This window comes from Muricauda sp. SCSIO 64092 (genome assembly GCF_023016285.1).
Taxonomy (GTDB): domain Bacteria; phylum Bacteroidota; class Bacteroidia; order Flavobacteriales; family Flavobacteriaceae; genus Croceivirga.
In genome coordinates this window covers 5,537,192-5,552,727 of record NZ_CP095413.1, presented here as the reverse complement: position 1 = coordinate 5,552,727, position 15,536 = coordinate 5,537,192, and the positions used below count along the sequence as shown (strand labels likewise).

General features: G+C 42.1%; 14 protein-coding genes. 12 read left to right on the top strand and 2 right to left on the bottom strand.

Features of this window, described 5'->3' with window-relative positions; all coding sequences use genetic code 11:
* Positions 1–67: 67 nt before the first annotated feature.
* Both L0P88_RS23205 and L0P88_RS23200 read right to left on the bottom strand, forming a co-directional pair.
* Positions 68–976, bottom strand: a complete 909-nt coding sequence (locus L0P88_RS23205; RefSeq protein WP_247132460.1) for an NAD(P)/FAD-dependent oxidoreductase — start codon at positions 974–976, stop codon at positions 68–70.
* A gap of 78 nt (positions 977–1,054) precedes the next feature.
* Positions 1,055–1,450 carry a Fur family transcriptional regulator gene (locus L0P88_RS23200; protein WP_247132459.1) on the bottom strand — a complete coding sequence of 132 codons (396 nt, stop codon included), beginning with the start codon at positions 1,448–1,450 and terminating at the stop codon, positions 1,055–1,057.
* A gap of 85 nt (positions 1,451–1,535) precedes the next feature.
* On the opposite strand from L0P88_RS23200, the gene L0P88_RS23195 reads away from it, so the two are divergent.
* The 12 genes from L0P88_RS23195 to L0P88_RS23140 all read left to right on the top strand — a co-directional run bounded on the left by L0P88_RS23195 (position 1,536) and on the right by L0P88_RS23140 (position 15,192).
* Positions 1,536–1,970: a MerC domain-containing protein gene (locus L0P88_RS23195; RefSeq protein WP_247132458.1), complete on the top strand. Its 435-nt coding sequence runs from the start codon at positions 1,536–1,538 to the stop codon at positions 1,968–1,970.
* Positions 1,967–2,611, top strand: a complete 645-nt coding sequence (locus tag L0P88_RS23190; RefSeq protein WP_247132456.1) for a DUF1826 domain-containing protein — start codon at positions 1,967–1,969, stop codon at positions 2,609–2,611. The genes L0P88_RS23195 and L0P88_RS23190 overlap by 4 nt, the downstream gene beginning before the upstream one ends.
* Before the next feature lie 145 nt (positions 2,612–2,756).
* Positions 2,757–3,980, top strand: a complete 1,224-nt coding sequence (locus tag L0P88_RS23185) for a GTP-binding protein (protein ID WP_247132455.1) — start codon at positions 2,757–2,759, stop codon at positions 3,978–3,980.
* Positions 3,981–4,230: 250 nt separating this feature from the next.
* Positions 4,231–4,782 (top strand): molybdopterin adenylyltransferase, encoded by a 552-nt coding sequence (mog, locus tag L0P88_RS23180; RefSeq protein ID WP_247132453.1) that lies wholly within the window; start codon positions 4,231–4,233, stop codon positions 4,780–4,782.
* A 202-nt stretch (positions 4,783–4,984) separates the two neighbouring features.
* Complete coding sequence (locus L0P88_RS23175) at positions 4,985–5,290, top strand: hypothetical protein (protein WP_247132452.1); 306 nt, start codon at positions 4,985–4,987, stop codon at positions 5,288–5,290.
* Positions 5,291–5,471: 181 nt separating this feature from the next.
* A complete protein-coding gene (locus L0P88_RS23170) occupies positions 5,472–7,916 on the top strand; it encodes a TonB-dependent receptor (protein ID WP_247132450.1) in 2,445 nt (814 codons plus the stop codon).
* A 10-nt stretch (positions 7,917–7,926) separates the two neighbouring features.
* Positions 7,927–8,337: a MauE/DoxX family redox-associated membrane protein gene (locus tag L0P88_RS23165; protein WP_247132448.1), complete on the top strand. Its 411-nt coding sequence runs from the start codon at positions 7,927–7,929 to the stop codon at positions 8,335–8,337.
* Entirely contained in the window at positions 8,334–8,918 is a 585-nt protein-coding gene (locus tag L0P88_RS23160; protein ID WP_247132447.1) for a protein-S-isoprenylcysteine O-methyltransferase, read from the top strand. Before L0P88_RS23165 ends, L0P88_RS23160 begins: the two co-directional genes overlap by 4 nt.
* Positions 8,918–9,604, top strand: coding sequence for a class I SAM-dependent methyltransferase (locus L0P88_RS23155; RefSeq protein ID WP_247132446.1), 687 nt, complete (start codon positions 8,918–8,920; stop codon positions 9,602–9,604). The genes L0P88_RS23160 and L0P88_RS23155 overlap by 1 nt, the downstream gene beginning before the upstream one ends.
* A gap of 23 nt (positions 9,605–9,627) precedes the next feature.
* Positions 9,628–11,013 carry an MATE family efflux transporter gene (locus L0P88_RS23150; protein ID WP_247132445.1) on the top strand — a complete coding sequence of 462 codons (1,386 nt, stop codon included), beginning with the start codon at positions 9,628–9,630 and terminating at the stop codon, positions 11,011–11,013.
* 38 nt (positions 11,014–11,051) lie between these two features.
* Entirely contained in the window at positions 11,052–11,921 is an 870-nt protein-coding gene (locus L0P88_RS23145; RefSeq protein ID WP_247132444.1) for an ABC transporter ATP-binding protein, read from the top strand.
* Between the two features lies 1 nt (position 11,922).
* Positions 11,923–15,192: an ABC transporter permease/M1 family aminopeptidase gene (locus L0P88_RS23140; RefSeq protein ID WP_247132442.1), complete on the top strand. Its 3,270-nt coding sequence runs from the start codon at positions 11,923–11,925 to the stop codon at positions 15,190–15,192.
* Positions 15,193–15,536: the final 344 nt, after the last annotated feature.

Sequence of the window (15,536 nt, the reverse complement as noted above, 5' to 3'; positions counted from 1 at the left end):
TGTGTGGCGTTCCTCGCTTTTGTTGACAATATGCATAATACAAAGGGTTCAGCACAGCTTATTCCCCTTAAAATGCTTCCTCGGCCATTCCGTTGTTGAGCATGGCCGCTGCAATGGTTCCTGATGCCACGGCATAGGAGACGGCCCGCAATGGGCTTGCATTGTCCCCACAGGCGAAAACACCTTCCACCGTCGTTTTTTGAAAGAAATCTACCTTTATGAGTCCCTCTTCCGTCAACTCGCATCCCAGTTTTTCCGGAATTTTACAATGTTGTTCAAAATCTGGTCGTGCGTAGATTGCTTTGAGCTCAAAAGTGGAATGATCTTCAAAAACAATTTGATGGATATTTCCATTACGGTGTTCAAAAGAAGCAATCTTTTTCTCCACAATGGAAATGTCATGTTTCGTTATCTTTTCCATCTGTACTTGATTTAAGGTACTTTTTCCGTTAGTGAATAGGGTCAGATCTTTTGTCCAATTACTAATAAGTTGGGCATAATGGAATGCAGAATCCCCATTGGCCAATATGCCCGTTTTTTCATTTCTTACTTCGTAACCGTGGCAATACGGACAATGGATAACGGATTTTCCCCAACATTCTGCAAAACCGTTTATGTTGGGCATTAGGTCCTTAACCCCTGTGGCAAAAATGAGTTTCTGCGCCGTGAATATATCGCCTCTTTCGGTCGTTATTTCAAATCCATTGGTGGCTTTTTTTGCGTTTGTTGCAAGGCCCCCATAAAATTCAACGGTTCCATATTCTCTAACTTGCTGTCTGGCAAGCGCAGCTATTTCCTTCGGCATTTTTCCGTCCTGGGTAATGAAGTTGTGTGAATGTGGTGTCTGAGTATTGCAAGGTTGTCCGCTGTCTATGATCAAAACATTTTTCAATGCCCTGCCCAAGGACATTCCTGCCGATAGCCCTGAATAACTTCCGCCAACGATAACAATCTCGAAACTGGTGTTATCTCTCACATTTTATGGTTGTTCCCTATTGGTAAAGACAGTACAAATTGGTGCGGGTTTCCCATAGCAAGCGTATACGTTTCTTTTTTAATTCAAACCGGAAATACAATCTGCACATCTTCCTACCAACAAAAGGGAGACGGAATCTATGCGGTGCTCCGCAACCTCTGGAATAGGAATGCTAATGGACAGGCATTCCGTTTTGCCACAATCCCGACACTGAAAATGCGGATGGGTATCCATGTGTTGCAGGGGCGAACAACCATTGTTGTTACATAGCGCATACCATGTAAGTCCATCTTTTCCGGTAAACGAATGCAAGATCCCGTCATTTTCCAAACGCTCAAGAATTCGGTAAACCGTAGACTTGTTCATTTGGTGATGTAGCCGTTCCACCAGTTCCATTGTGGACAGGGCCATTTTGGTCTGCACAAATTCATTGAGCAATGCTTTGACCGACTTGGTCCTTCGAATTATTCCCATGCCGTAAATTTATTGCAACTGAGTTGCAATAACAAATTGTTTGTTTATTTTTGCGACTCAGTTGCAATTAAGACCATAAAAATACATGATGCGTAGTATAGGACAAATGGAAAAATTAAGTTATTCCGACTTCCTCGGAGTAGCTGCCAGTTGCCTTTGCGCCATCCATTGTGCCCTGACCCCTGTGTTCTTTGCCGCTAGACCGGTTTTGGAGACTACCATGGGTAAACATAGTCATGGCCCCGGTTTTTGGGCGCTATTGGATTACCTCTTTTTGGTTTTGAGTCTTGCCGCGGTTTGGTATTCCGCAAGGCATACCGATCATACGGGCGTTAAAAGGGCTTTATGGGGGGCATGGACCATTTTTGCCATTGGACTTTTATCGGAAACCTTTCATTTCCACTACGGCATGTGGTTCATGTATGCTGGTTCCATTACCCTGGTTGTAGCACATTTGTACAACCATCGCTATTGTAAAAAATCCAGGATGGAAGTCACCGCTGAAAACACTGATCAATGATACCAATCAACATCCTGGATGACAATGCCGCAATTGGCACTGATACAAGAGTATTACAGGACATTCACTTGAAAACCAAAAACCTCGCCATCTATCAACGGGGGATGGCACAATTGAAGGGAGAGCTTGCCCAAGCTGCCAAACGGCCAATGGAATGTCGGGCAAATGGTACGGTGGAAGAAATCATATTTTCCCTTAGCTCCTATTTGACCAATGTACTTCCGGGGCATGTGGGCCTATTGGGGGACATTTTAAATCTTTTGGGACTATTCGAACAAGTGACCAAAGTATCTTCTTTTCGCGTTTCACTGGCCACGGTCAGCACCAATATGTGCTCCAGGTTCCATGCGGACAACAATGAACTTAGAATGCTTTGCACCTATTATGGGCAAGGTACGTTATGGCTACCGGATCATGCCGTTGATCGAAAAGCCTATCTAACCGGAAAAGGCAACCAAAATATTGTGCCTGACGAAGGTCTTATTCAGCAGGTTGCCACCGGGGATGTAGTTGTTTTAAAAGGCGCCCTATATCCGGAATCAACCCCTGTCCTGCACCGTAGTCCAAACATTGAAAAAAACGGTGAAGAACGATTATTGCTTAGCATCGATCCCAATCAATCCCTAAATCTTCCGCTATGATATTCCTAAAACGACGAAGACGACGACAACTTTGCTTGCATGATGCAAAATTGACCGGATGAAAAAACGTAACCAAAAAAAATAGAAGTTCCCGTAGACAGGGAGCATTGGATGTTATAAAAACTTGTTGGATAATTAAGAAGATATGAAAACAGAAAAGAAACTCCCCGTAACGGTTTTGAGCGGGTTTTTAGGCGCAGGCAAAACCACTTTGCTAAACCATGTTCTCCACAACAAGGAGGGCTTGAAAGTTGCTGTGATCGTAAACGACATGAGCGAGGTAAACGTGGATGCGGAATTGGTAAAGAGCGAAAATACCCTTTCCCGTACGGAGGAAAAGCTGGTGGAAATGAGCAACGGCTGTATTTGCTGCACCCTTAGGGAGGATTTGATGGTGGAAGTTGAGCGTTTGGCCATGGAAAATCGATTTGACTATCTGCTTATTGAAAGTACGGGCATCAGCGAACCCGTACCAGTTGCCCAGACTTTTTCCTTTATCGATGAGGAAAATAACATTGACCTTTCCCGATTCAGCTATGTGGATACCATGGTTACCGTGGTGGATGCCTTTAATTTTTTCAAGGATTTTGGCAGCCCGGAAACCTTGATGGATAGGGACCTTACGGATATGGAGGGTGACTATCGTACCATTGTGAACCTATTGACGGATCAGATCGAGTTTGCCAATGTCATTGTTCTCAATAAAACGGACCTGGTGTCCGAAGACCATTTGGGAATCTTGCATGCGACCATTGCCAAGTTGAATCCTTCTGCCCGTATCATTGAATCCCATTTTGGAAAAGTAAGTCCCGGAGAAGTACTCAATACCGGGCTTTTCAATTTTGAAGAGGCGGAGCAAAGTGCCGGTTGGATCGAGGAACTCGTAAAGGAAGAGCATACCCCCGAAACTGAAGAGTATGGTATTGGTTCCTTTGTGTATCGAAGCAGAAAACCCTTCGATCCAGAACGTTTTTGGCAGTATGTACAGCATCGGTTTCCTACTACCATCATTCGCAGCAAGGGGTTGTTTTGGATTGCTTCACGACCTGAACAAGCCTTGGTATGGGGCCAAGCGGGTGGATCTTTAAGGACGGACGACGCAGGGGTCTGGTGGAGCAGTATGCCTTTTCAAAAGCGGGCAGAGTATTTGGTGTTTTTGGAGAATCAAGAACATATTGAATCAAATTGGGACAAAACCTTTGGGGACCGAAAAAATGAAATCGTCTTCATAGGTCAGGATATGAACGAAGCCGGTATACGCGCAGATCTTGATGCTTGTTTGGCTACGGACAACGAACTTGCCTCACGAAAATGGATGGTGGGATATGATGATGAATGGCCAGTGAATAGGGCATATGCATTGGAATAAAAAACAAACGTATTTTTGGACGATTTTGACCGCCACCAGTTTTAAAAAATCCTTGACTTAAGACAAATGACCAGTTTTTATAGATGCTTGATGCTTGGTAATCGGTGAAAAACCATCAACCATCAACTATCAACTATCAACTATCAACTATTAACCAGAACAAAGTCGGAAAAGCAACTGAATTTTTGCTTCTTTTCGTTTTTGTACCATCACCAATGATACTTTTGTTGAATTCTAAAGTTCGGGATAAGTGGAAAAAGTAAAAATTGGTATTATCAATGTATCGGACCGCGCCAGTCGTGGCGAATATGAAGATTTACCAGGTCAGGAGGTTCAGCGACTGCTAAAATTGTGGTTGTCCAGTCCGTGGGAAGCGGAGTACGCCGTCATTCCTGATGAACAGAACCTGTTGGAAAAGGAATTGATCGATATGGCCGATAACAAGGCCTGCAGTCTGATTGTAACGACAGGCGGCACAGGACCGGCCTTAAGGGATGTGACACCGGAAGCAACCATTGCCGTTTGTGAAAAACTACTTCCTGGATTTGGTGAGCAGATGAGGCAGGTTAGTTTGCAATATGTACCTACCGCTATTCTTTCCCGTCAAACTGCTGGAATCCGTGGAAGGACATTGATCATAAACCTTCCGGGCAAACCAAAATCCATTCGGGAATGTTTGGAAGCTGTATTTCCAGCCGTCCCATACTGTATCGATTTGATTGGAGGGCCTTATCTGGAATCAAATCCAGAAGCCATGAAGGTATTTCGGCCCGGTCAAGGTTTAAAGAAGAAGAGGTCATAATGACCTTTGAGGATAATTTGGAATGATGGAACGTTGTACATTTTTAATCCATGACTTTCACTTGACCTTAAGGTTCCTTAGGTTGGAGGGCGAATAGATTAATTGGACAAGAATCTTGAGTTTCTTCATTAAATGTATTCAGGGGACTTTTTGACAATAGTATTGGTAAAGCCCCGTACACAATGAAATAGGTTCGCCTAACATGAAAACCATAGTTCGGTATTTCTGGTCCACTATCCTGGTCGGTTTCCTTCTGATTAAGATTTCTGCATTCCACGTTTGCGAACATCACCATTCCTCGGAGCATTCCAAAACGCCCTGCGAGAATTGCCTGCTGGTTATTGATGCACTTGAATTGGAGGGAATTAGTACTCCAGTAGAAGGGCTCGAACTGTTCCGCCCAGAAATTCTTTCCGCGGAGAAGTTGGTTTTCGCCACCACGCGGTACAAAAACAAAAAAAGGATAGCCAACTTTTACTGCAGGCCTCCGCCCTTATTCTTTTTTTAAGATATCATTTCAAACATTTTCAGGATTTAGCTATGGTGGGTAGTAAGATTCATGCCTATGGGTCCATATCAATTTTATCCTAGCAGCTAATTCCAATTCAATACAAAGAAAAACCATAAATATGGTCGTATTGAATAAAAATTATTTTAATTTAGACCAATTTTAAATAACAACCTTTCAAATGAGAATACTACACCTAGGCTGTTTTATGCTGCTCTTTGCATTTGCAGCTAAAGCACAAGAAACTGCGTCAATTTCAGGAAAAGTCACCGATGAGAACAACCAACCTGTTTTTGGGGCTAACGTGCTTTTATTGGGGACGGGTAGGGGAACCTCGACCAATGCGGATGGTGAATTTACCATGAGCGATATCTCTGCATCAAACTATTTTATTCAAGTCAGCTATTTGGGCTATCAAAGTGTGACCAGGGAAATAGAACTGAACGCGGACACTACGTTGGATTTTGCTTTAACCAAAACTTCAGATCAACTTAATGAAGTGGTCGTAACTGCCGCCAATAGAAGGTTACAAAATGTTCAAAGGACTGCTGCCTCGGTATCCGTGGCAAATGCACAAGAAGTAGCCGACCTGCAGATTGGTAACATCAACGAACTTGGTCGTATTACGTCCAACTTCAGAACCTACGATGATGGAGGAGGCTCCTTTCCCCTCGTTTCCACAAGAGGTATTACCACTATAGACGCGACGCCGGTTGTGGGGGTGTATGTTGACGATGTGCCCCTTTTTAATATTTCTTCGTTTCCCTCATATTTCGGTGATATAGAACGTATTGAAATTTTAAAGGGACCACAGGGTACACTTTACGGCAGAAATTCAATAGGTGGGGTGATCAATATCATCAGTAAAAACCCAACGAACTATACCAAGGGATATGTAACTACTGGTTATGGCAACCTCAATCAATACGATATTCAAGCCGGAATCAGCACACCCCTAATAAAGAATAAGTTATTTGCCAAAATCAATGGTGGGCTTACCGCTAGGGACGGTTATATAGAAAACACTTTTTTAAATAACACGGACCTGTTAGGGAGAGAAGCCTATAATGGAAACCTAAAATTGACCTACGTGGCAAATGATAATTGGCTTTTTAAGCTTAATTCGGGTTATGAAAGAAGGGAAGTCAATGCCTATGCTTTTGTCGGTGGATTTGGAGCAACAGGAACGGTCATAGAAAATACCGTGAACAACAGCCCTTTTCAAGTTTCCCAAAATACCAATGGTCTTTATGTCACGGATATTTTCAACAATGCCTTCAACCTTAAGTTTACAAATGATTATATCAGAATTGAGGCGATTACCGCATATCAATATACCGATCTTAATAGAAGTGATGATGATTTTGATTTTTCTCCGGCAGATATCCAAGCAGTCGCTTCTGATATTACTAGATTATCGACCATTAGCCAAGAGATTCGACTGAGTTCTAATACCAAAAGCAAGTTGGACTGGATAGGGGGTCTCTATCTTTATTCAGTTTCGAATGAAAGTGATAGAAGGACGAGAAATGGGGCCGATAACATTGTATTCAACCCCTTTTTAACTCCTGAAGAAGTTGCCGATGCACAAGCCCAATTTCCCTACGACCAACTCTCGGACAACGAAGTTCGGCAAAAGGGGTTATCCCTATTTGGGCAGGCTTCGTATCAACTCACGGATAAACTGACCGCAACTGCCGGGTTACGATACGAAATTGAGGATAGCAGCTTGGAAGTCGACAACAGATTTGAACAAGATGGGCAAGATTTTGTTTACCCAAATCTGAACGCAGTGCCAATGGAATTTGATAAGGAAACTGAGTTTAGTGCTTTTTCCCCCAAGTTTAGCCTGGGCTATCAGGCCAATGAAAACTCATTCATATTCGCCAACGTAACCAGGGGATACCGTCCTGGCGGAGTGAACTCTTTTGTTCTTGATGAAAATCGAGCAACCTTTGATCCTGAATTTAGTTGGAACTATGAACTGGGTACTAAAAATACATTGTGGAACAATAAGGTAAAACTTAACGCCACGCTGTTTTACATCAATTACACAGATCAGCAGCTTTTTAATGTGATCGACCTTGCCACCTTTAGTATAGGGACAGAGAACATTGGTAATTCCAAAAGCTATGGTGTGGAGTTGGAAACGGAATTTATAGTAACCAAGGGACTTAGTCTCATGGGAAATCTGGGATACTTAAAAACAGAGTTTACTGATTATGAATACACATTTGTACAAACTTTATCTGAAGCTCCCTTTTTTCAAGAAGTAGCGGTGGACAACAAAGGAAATCAGCAAGTAATGTCCCCAGAGTGGAGCGGTAGCATTGGGGCCAATTATACCGCCAATTTGAACAAAAAGTGGAAAGGTTCCATTGTTGTGGACTATCAATTTCAGTCCGAAGTATTTTTCGATCCCGAAAATACTGCAAGTCAAGATGCGTACGGATTATTAAACGGCAGATTGGTTGCAGGTTCAAAAAATTTGGAATTTGCACTTTGGGCAAAAAACCTAACGGATGTAACCTACTTAAGCTATGGGTATTCAGTAAGTAGCTCCGGTATATTCGCTTCCTATGGCCTACCACAAACCTACGGTGCCACCGTAACCACAAAATTCTAGAACCATGCGTATGGCAGCCTACATTATACGATTTCTTTTGGCCCTCCTTTTTATTTACGCGGGGATAGAAAAGCTGTTCCTGCCTTACGACCCATCGGTGTTTAGAACGGATGCCGCGGAGGCCCATCCCTTATTTTTCACCTATTATGATTTATTGCAGGGCTCGGGCTATCTCTATTTTGTAGGCCTTTTTCAATTATTGTGCGGTTTATTACTGGTATTCCGGCGAACCTATCTCTTGGGCAGCATCATGCTGGTACCATTGCTACTTTGTTTGTTGATGACCCATGTGTTTTTTTCAAGATATCCCCCATTTATCCTATTTGATAGTCTAATGTTGGCGTTGAACCTTTTTCTCCTATTTGGAAGGTATAACGAATGGAAAACGGTATTGCTTAAAAAAGAAAACTCATGGATATGATGCGCTTGGTATTTGAAATATCATTTATGATTTTCTGGATATGCATGTTCATTATACGATACCCCTTTGCCCAACAAAACAAGAAAAATAACATTGTATCAGACAAAAAGGACGGTATTGAAAAATTTACCCTGGCCCTCACATCTTTGGGTATGTTGTTACTTCCCATTGTTTACGTGGCTACCCCGTGGTTCAGCTTTGCAGACTACCATTTGCCAAATGCTTGGGGAATTTTTGGTTTGATAATGCTTATTCCAGTAATGATGCTGTTCTATCGTTCGCACCGCGACCTTGGACAAAACTGGTCCGCCACCTTGGAAATAAGGGACGAACATACTTTGGTAAGCTCTGGAATCTATAAACATATTAGGCATCCCATGTACACCGCAATTTGGCTTTGGGTCATTTGCCAAGCACTTTTGTTGCAAAACTATATCGCTGGACTATCCGGGCTCATCAGTTTTGGGGTGTTGTATTTTCTAAGGGTTGCAAAGGAGGAGCAAATGATGGAAATCCAATTTGGCCAACAATACAAAGTATACAAACAAAAAACAAAACGTTTAATTCCCAAACTATTTTAATGGAAACAACGGAAAAAGATCTAGTTATTTTTGAAGGAGAGCGGGCCGCCAATTACGATAGTTTTGTACAACAGTGGATACCCAACTATGACTACTTCATGTCCACCTTTCCAAAACTATTGGCCAAGGCATCGGAAAAAACGATGTTGGCAGTAGGATGTGGTACAGGCAACGAACTGATTGCATTAAAGGAATTTGATGGGGAATGGTACATTATGGGAGTCGATCCCTCCCGCGAAATGATACACTTTGCCCAACAAAAGTTGGCTTCCTATGAAGAGGTTGAATTCCTTATTGGTGAAGTGGGGCAACTTGAAAACCAAAGACTTTTTGGTGCAGCTACGCTCATCCTAGTGCTACATTTTATCAAATACCCCAATGAAAAGCTGGCATTACTTAGGGAAATTCAAAAACGACTGAAACCCGGAGCACCCTTTGTTATCATGGGAATATTTGGAAATAGGGAACAGCTTAGGGGCAATCTTAAAGTTTTGGAATCCTTGTTGCCAAATGATTTGAGCGAAAAAGAAATTGAGGAACGACTGGAACGAATAACAAATTCCTTACACCGTACCTCAGAAGAAGAGTTACGGAAATTATTGGAACGTGCAGGTTTTAAATCGCCTACACGTTTTTTTCAAACCACTATTTATAGTGGATGGATTACACAAAAACTTACTAACTAAAAAATCACAAGTAAAGGCATAAAGTGAACCAAACCAAAGACCAAAAAGAATTTATCCTTAATGGCAACTTGACCAAAGTCATGTGGAAGTTGTCCTTACCAGCAATTTTAGCCATGGTACTCTATGGCTTGAATGCCTTTATGGATACTATTTATATTGGTCAACTGCTTAATGAAACGGCCCTGGCTGGTGTAGCATTGGCTTACCCACTCACCTCAATGGCTATGGGAGTAGGTGCATGGGTAGGAACTGGAGCAGGGAATCACTTGAGCGTGCTATTGGGCAAAGATGATAGTGAAGCCCTAAAAAAAATCATTCCAAATGCAACACTTTTTACCCTAATAAGTAGTCTTATTTTTGCCATTCCCTGTTACATTTTTGCTACTCCTTTGATAGAGATGATGGGCGGTTCGGGTGAGATTTTGGAATATGGTTTGCGCTATTTTAAGATTACGCTGTTGGCTTTCCCGCTCTGGGTCTTTGGCCTACAACTCAATATGATCGTTCGTGCGGAAGGTAAAATGATGACCGCCGCTGTATTTATGGCCTATGGCTTGGTGGTCAACCTTATTTTAACACCCTTGGCTATTATCTATCTGCATATGGATGTGGATGGTGCCGCATGGGCCACAAACATTGGAATGTTAGTGTATTGCGTGGTGGGTTATCTCTATTTTGTAAGGGGCAGCGCTTCCTTTGAGTCAAATATCAACGCTATTCTTTATGATGGCGAAGTCTTTAAAGCCATTCTGAAGTTAGGACTCCCTGGATTTATACTGAGCTTAATGGGCCTGATTCAGGCGATAGTGGTTTTTAATGCAGTTGTAGATTACGGCACGGATGAAGATTTGGCCTTTTTTGCTGCAGCCAATCGCATTCTACTTTTTTTAATGACCCCGTTATTTGGGTTGATGCGTGCCCTTCAGCCCGTTGTGGGGGTAAATTTTGGAGCAGAACAATACGGCCGAGTCAGGAAAGGCTTTTTTCTTTTCTGCAAAACCGGACTTTGGTTGGTCTTACCTTTCTGGTTGTTCCTGATGCTATTTCCAGAACTGGGTATTCAAATGGTACTTCCCAATAAGGCAATGTCAAACTCGGAACTAATTGATTTTAGGGTATATATGGCCATTATTCCTTTTCTCCCCTTTGTGTTTATGGCCCTAACCCATTTGCCTGCCATAGAACAGCCTAAATATGCCAGTATTATTGGAATAGCCAGACAATTGATATTCTATGTCCCAGTGATGCTTTTGCTTCCCAGGTGGATGGGCATTAGCGGGGTTTACTATGGTTCTACCTTGATTGACATTATGGTCACCCTATGGTTGGGCTATATCGTCTATAAAAGTTTTCAGGGATTGGGGAATGAAAAACTGCCTCGGGTCCAAGCGAATGATGATGATACGTAAAACAAGAAACCATCAATAACGTATAACAACGAAATACTATGAAACTAGAAATTAAAAACCTTTCAAAAACCTATCCCAATGGGGTACAAGCCCTTAAAAATGTTTCCCTGAGCGTTGGTAAGGGCATGTTTGGACTTTTGGGCCAAAACGGTGCGGGAAAATCGACTTTAATGCGCACTATCGCAACCTTACAAGATCCGGATTCAGGTGCTATTCGTTTTAACGAAATTAATGTTCTAAAAAGCCCAGAAGCACTAAGAAAAACACTTGGATACCTTCCGCAGGAATTTGGGGTATACCCTAATGTAACGGCGGAAGAGTTGCTAACGCATATCGCCGACATGAAAGGTATAGTACATAAAGGGGAACGAAAGGAGACGGTGGAGGCCCTGTTGCAAAAAGTGAACCTCTATGATGTTCGAAATAAAAAATTGGATGGTTATTCCGGCGGGATGAAGCAACGCTTTGGTATTGCCCAGGCCTTAGTGGGCAATCCAGAATTGATCATTGTCGATGAACCTACGGCGGGTCTGGACCCTATGGAACGTAATCGTTTCTATAACTTATTGTCGGAATTGGGAGAAAATGCCGTGGTCATATTGTCCACCCATATTGTAGAGGACGTCAGTACCCTTTGTTCCGATATGGCCATTATTGGAAATGGTGAGGTAGTACTGACCGGTAAACCGGATGAAGTGCAAGAGGCCATGCGGGGGAAACTCTATGAGATGCCCATTAAAAAAGATCAGCTCACAGCGTATCAAGAAAAATTTAAGGTGATTTCCCAACGTTTTTTTGCCGGTAAATTGATGATTACGGTGATGGCAGATGATATGCCTTCCGGAGGGTTTGATATCAAAGCGCCATCACTGGAGGATGCCTACTTTAAAATCTTAAGCGAAAACTAAAATGAAAACGATAGTATCCATACTAAAAAACGAGCTTAAACAGCGCATATTCAGTTGGGTGACTCTTATTTTCTTTCTCATGTTGGCGTTTCAAATGATATGGTACACCAAAGGTTCATTCGATTTTTTCGCCAATGAAGGGGTACTAATGAATGCCTCCAGTATACTGTACCGCAACTACGCTGCAATGGGCATGCTAATGATTATTATCATTGCCATTGCCACAGGCGGGGTCCTTTATAAGGATATAAGATATAAATCCGCGCAATGGACATATGCCATGCCTATTAGTGACAAACAGTTTTTTGTTGGTCGGTTTTTGGCCGCCTTCCTGTATCTGGTCATTCTAAGCACGGGTATGATTTTAGGGCATTTGTTGGTGCCTTATTCCGGTATAGGGGAGGCAAGCCGTTTTGGTCCTACACAATGGGGACCTTTATTTCACGGTTGGATCATGTTTACCGTTCCCAATCTGTTTTTCTATGTGGCCCTGGTATTCTTTTCCATAGTATTTACCAGAAAAATTGCAACCAGTTATTTGGCCGTTTTTTTGGTGGTCATCATCTTTTTAATTGCACAGACCTCTTATGAGACCGGTGGTGGTGATAATATAATAGCTTATATTTTGGCCGATTCCGGCGGGTATGTGGCTGCACAGCACTACACGGAATTATTGACACCTGCACAGAAAAACACGGAATCCTTTACCTTTTCCGGGTATGTTTTACAGAACAGGCTGCTTTGGATGGGTCTGGCCCTTATACTAGCTATTGCCTCATATATAAGGTTTTCCTTTAAATATTTTATACAGGCGGGTACCGATAAATCAAAAAAAATCAAGGAAAACAAGAAAGCTGTATTTTCTGCTGCATCCATAAAATTGCCTGAGGTGGTGAAACAATATCGGGTGCCCAATTTTTTGACCAAACTATGGTCGCTCTCAAAATTGGAACTCATGAACATTGTTCGTCCTACCTCCTTTAAAATAATTCTAGGGATTATTTTATTGATGGTCTTTATGCAAAACGTTACTTGGAATGCTGCCTACTATATTGGTAATGAACATCCCATTAGTAGCAATATGACCTTTTTTAGACTGCAATGGGGTGTTTTTGTGAATATGCTGATCATGATTTGGGCAGGTGAGCTGTTTTTTAAGGACAAAACGGTGAATATCTGGCAAATAACGGATTCTTTGCCCGTACCCGTTTGGGTAACCCAACTTTCTAGATTGGCGGCCGTTATTGGACTATCTTTTATCCTAAGCCTAAGCTTTATTGCGGTTTCACTGTTTACCCAGGTATTGTTGGGCGGTGCTTCCTATATAGAATTGGGAAGGTTTATGGAAGACCTCTTACTCTACCGCTGGGCTTTTCTAAATTTTGTGCTTTGGGCCTCGTTGGTGTTTTTTGTCGGGGCTTTAACCAGTCATCGAATACTCACCCATCTCCTTTGTGTTGGCTTTTTTATTTTCTTAATTGTTTCCTTTGATATGGGTATTATTGAAGACTTAAGGCTCGGTTATGGCTTTACCCCCGGGATAGAGGATTTTTCCGAAACAAGTGGGTATGGCATATTTCAACAGTCGGCCAATTGGTTCTTCTTATTATGGCTGGCATTGGGCATTAACCTGGTTATGGCTGGCGTTTGGCTATGGAAACGAGGCTCGGACAAAAAATGGAGAAACCGACTTTCCTTAAAGAACATGCAACTCGGTTTGGTTTCCAAAGTTGTGATGGTGGCGTTTGCAGGCCTATTTTTGTTTTTAATGTCCTTCATCACCAAAAATGTTTATGACAACGGAAACTTTGTCCCAGAGGCGGAAGAAGAAAGGTTGGATGCCGAGTATGAGAAGAAATATAAATACTTGGAAACCAAACCGCAACCCAAATATAAAACGGTAGCACTAAAACTTGACCTTTTCCCTTTGGAAAGAAGGGCTGAATTTTCTGCCGATATTACGCTGAACAATGAAAAAGGGGCAGACACCTTGTTTCTGAATACCAAGGATTTTGCCCAATTGACCAACGTGAAGCTCAACGGACAGGAATTGACTATCGCAAAGGCGGACGCCGAGCAAAACCTGACGGCTTATCATGTTCCGAAAGCCATACAAAAAGACAGTTTGTTGCAGCTTTCGTTAGCAGGAACAAAGCAATATGTAGGTTTTGTACAGAGTGATTTTCAGGCAGATTTAACAAACAAGGGAAGCTTTGGCAGTGTACAGGAATTTTTGCCCGTAATTGGTTATGATAGCGACAAGGAATTGTTGGAAAACCGTAAACGCCAAGAACAGGGCCTCACCCGGTTGGATTCCAGAATGGCAAGCATAGACGACGCCTTCGCTTTAAGGCAGAATGCTTATGCCACAGATGCCGATTGGGTGACCGATAAGTTGATCATCAGTACGGAAGAAGGACAAATACCGTTTGCAGCGGGAGTTTTACAAAAAATGGAAACCAAGAATGGCCGGACCGTAGCGACATATATGGTGGATAGCCCTCGAGTGTTCAATTGGTATGTAGGTTCATCGGATTATACCGTTTTCCAGGGAAAAGCAGACAAGGTAGCTTATTCCATTTTGTACAAACCTACACATGCTTTTAATATAGCGCTATATCAAGAAGCTATTAAAAAAGGGGTTGCCTTTATGGAAACCAAATTTGGTGCAAATGCAGTTGAAAATCAGTTACAGTTGATAGAAATACACCGTTGGCAAGACGACAGATATACTTTCGCCAACACCATTGCCCTTTCCGAAAAAGAAGGATGGGTGGCAAATACCGAAGGCTTACAGGAAAAAGCCTATATCTACCAAACTATTGGTAGTGAATTGGCCAAACTATGGTTGCAAAAAAAGCTGACCATTGCCAATGTGCAGGGTGCGGATATGTTTACATTGGGTTTACCGGAGGCCCTGGGCCTACAATTTGTAAAAGGGAATTTAGGTAAAGAGGCGGTTGATTTGCTTATTGAAAAGAAAACCGACAAGTATGCCAAGGACAAAAACAACGAACCCAACACCGAACCCGTCCTAATCTATGCGGATGGTACGGATTATATGGAAGAGAATAAAGGAGCCATTGCACTGTATGAAATGATGGAATCCATAGGCGATCAAAAGTTTAATACGCTACTTAAGGAATTTGGAAATACAGATCCTGAAAAGCCCAAGGTTTTTAAAGACTTTTACCAAAAAGTATTGAATGCGGTTCCAACCGCTGAAAAACAAAGGTTTAAACAACTGTTTGAAACCACGGATATCCTCTAAGCAAATCATGGATATGTAGCATCAAAAAATAGGATTTATAAAATTGAATTGTCTTGTAAAACTATTGTTTTCCGGGACTATCACGGTAAAAACCGCACAATGTACTTGAATGTCCCATTCTAGGCCTCATTGAATACTTTCATTAATAGACCTTTTATGGGATAGCGCTCATGTAATGTCCAGGAACCTATTTTAATAATTTTGTTTTTAATTGCCATGCAAGTGTTTTGGCCCGTATTACTCCCTTGATCTATTTCCGTCTTTCTGGACAATGATTGAATAGTACTCTTAGCGGCATCAATTGACTACCCTATGTATACGATTTGTCCCCAACTTTGTGGACT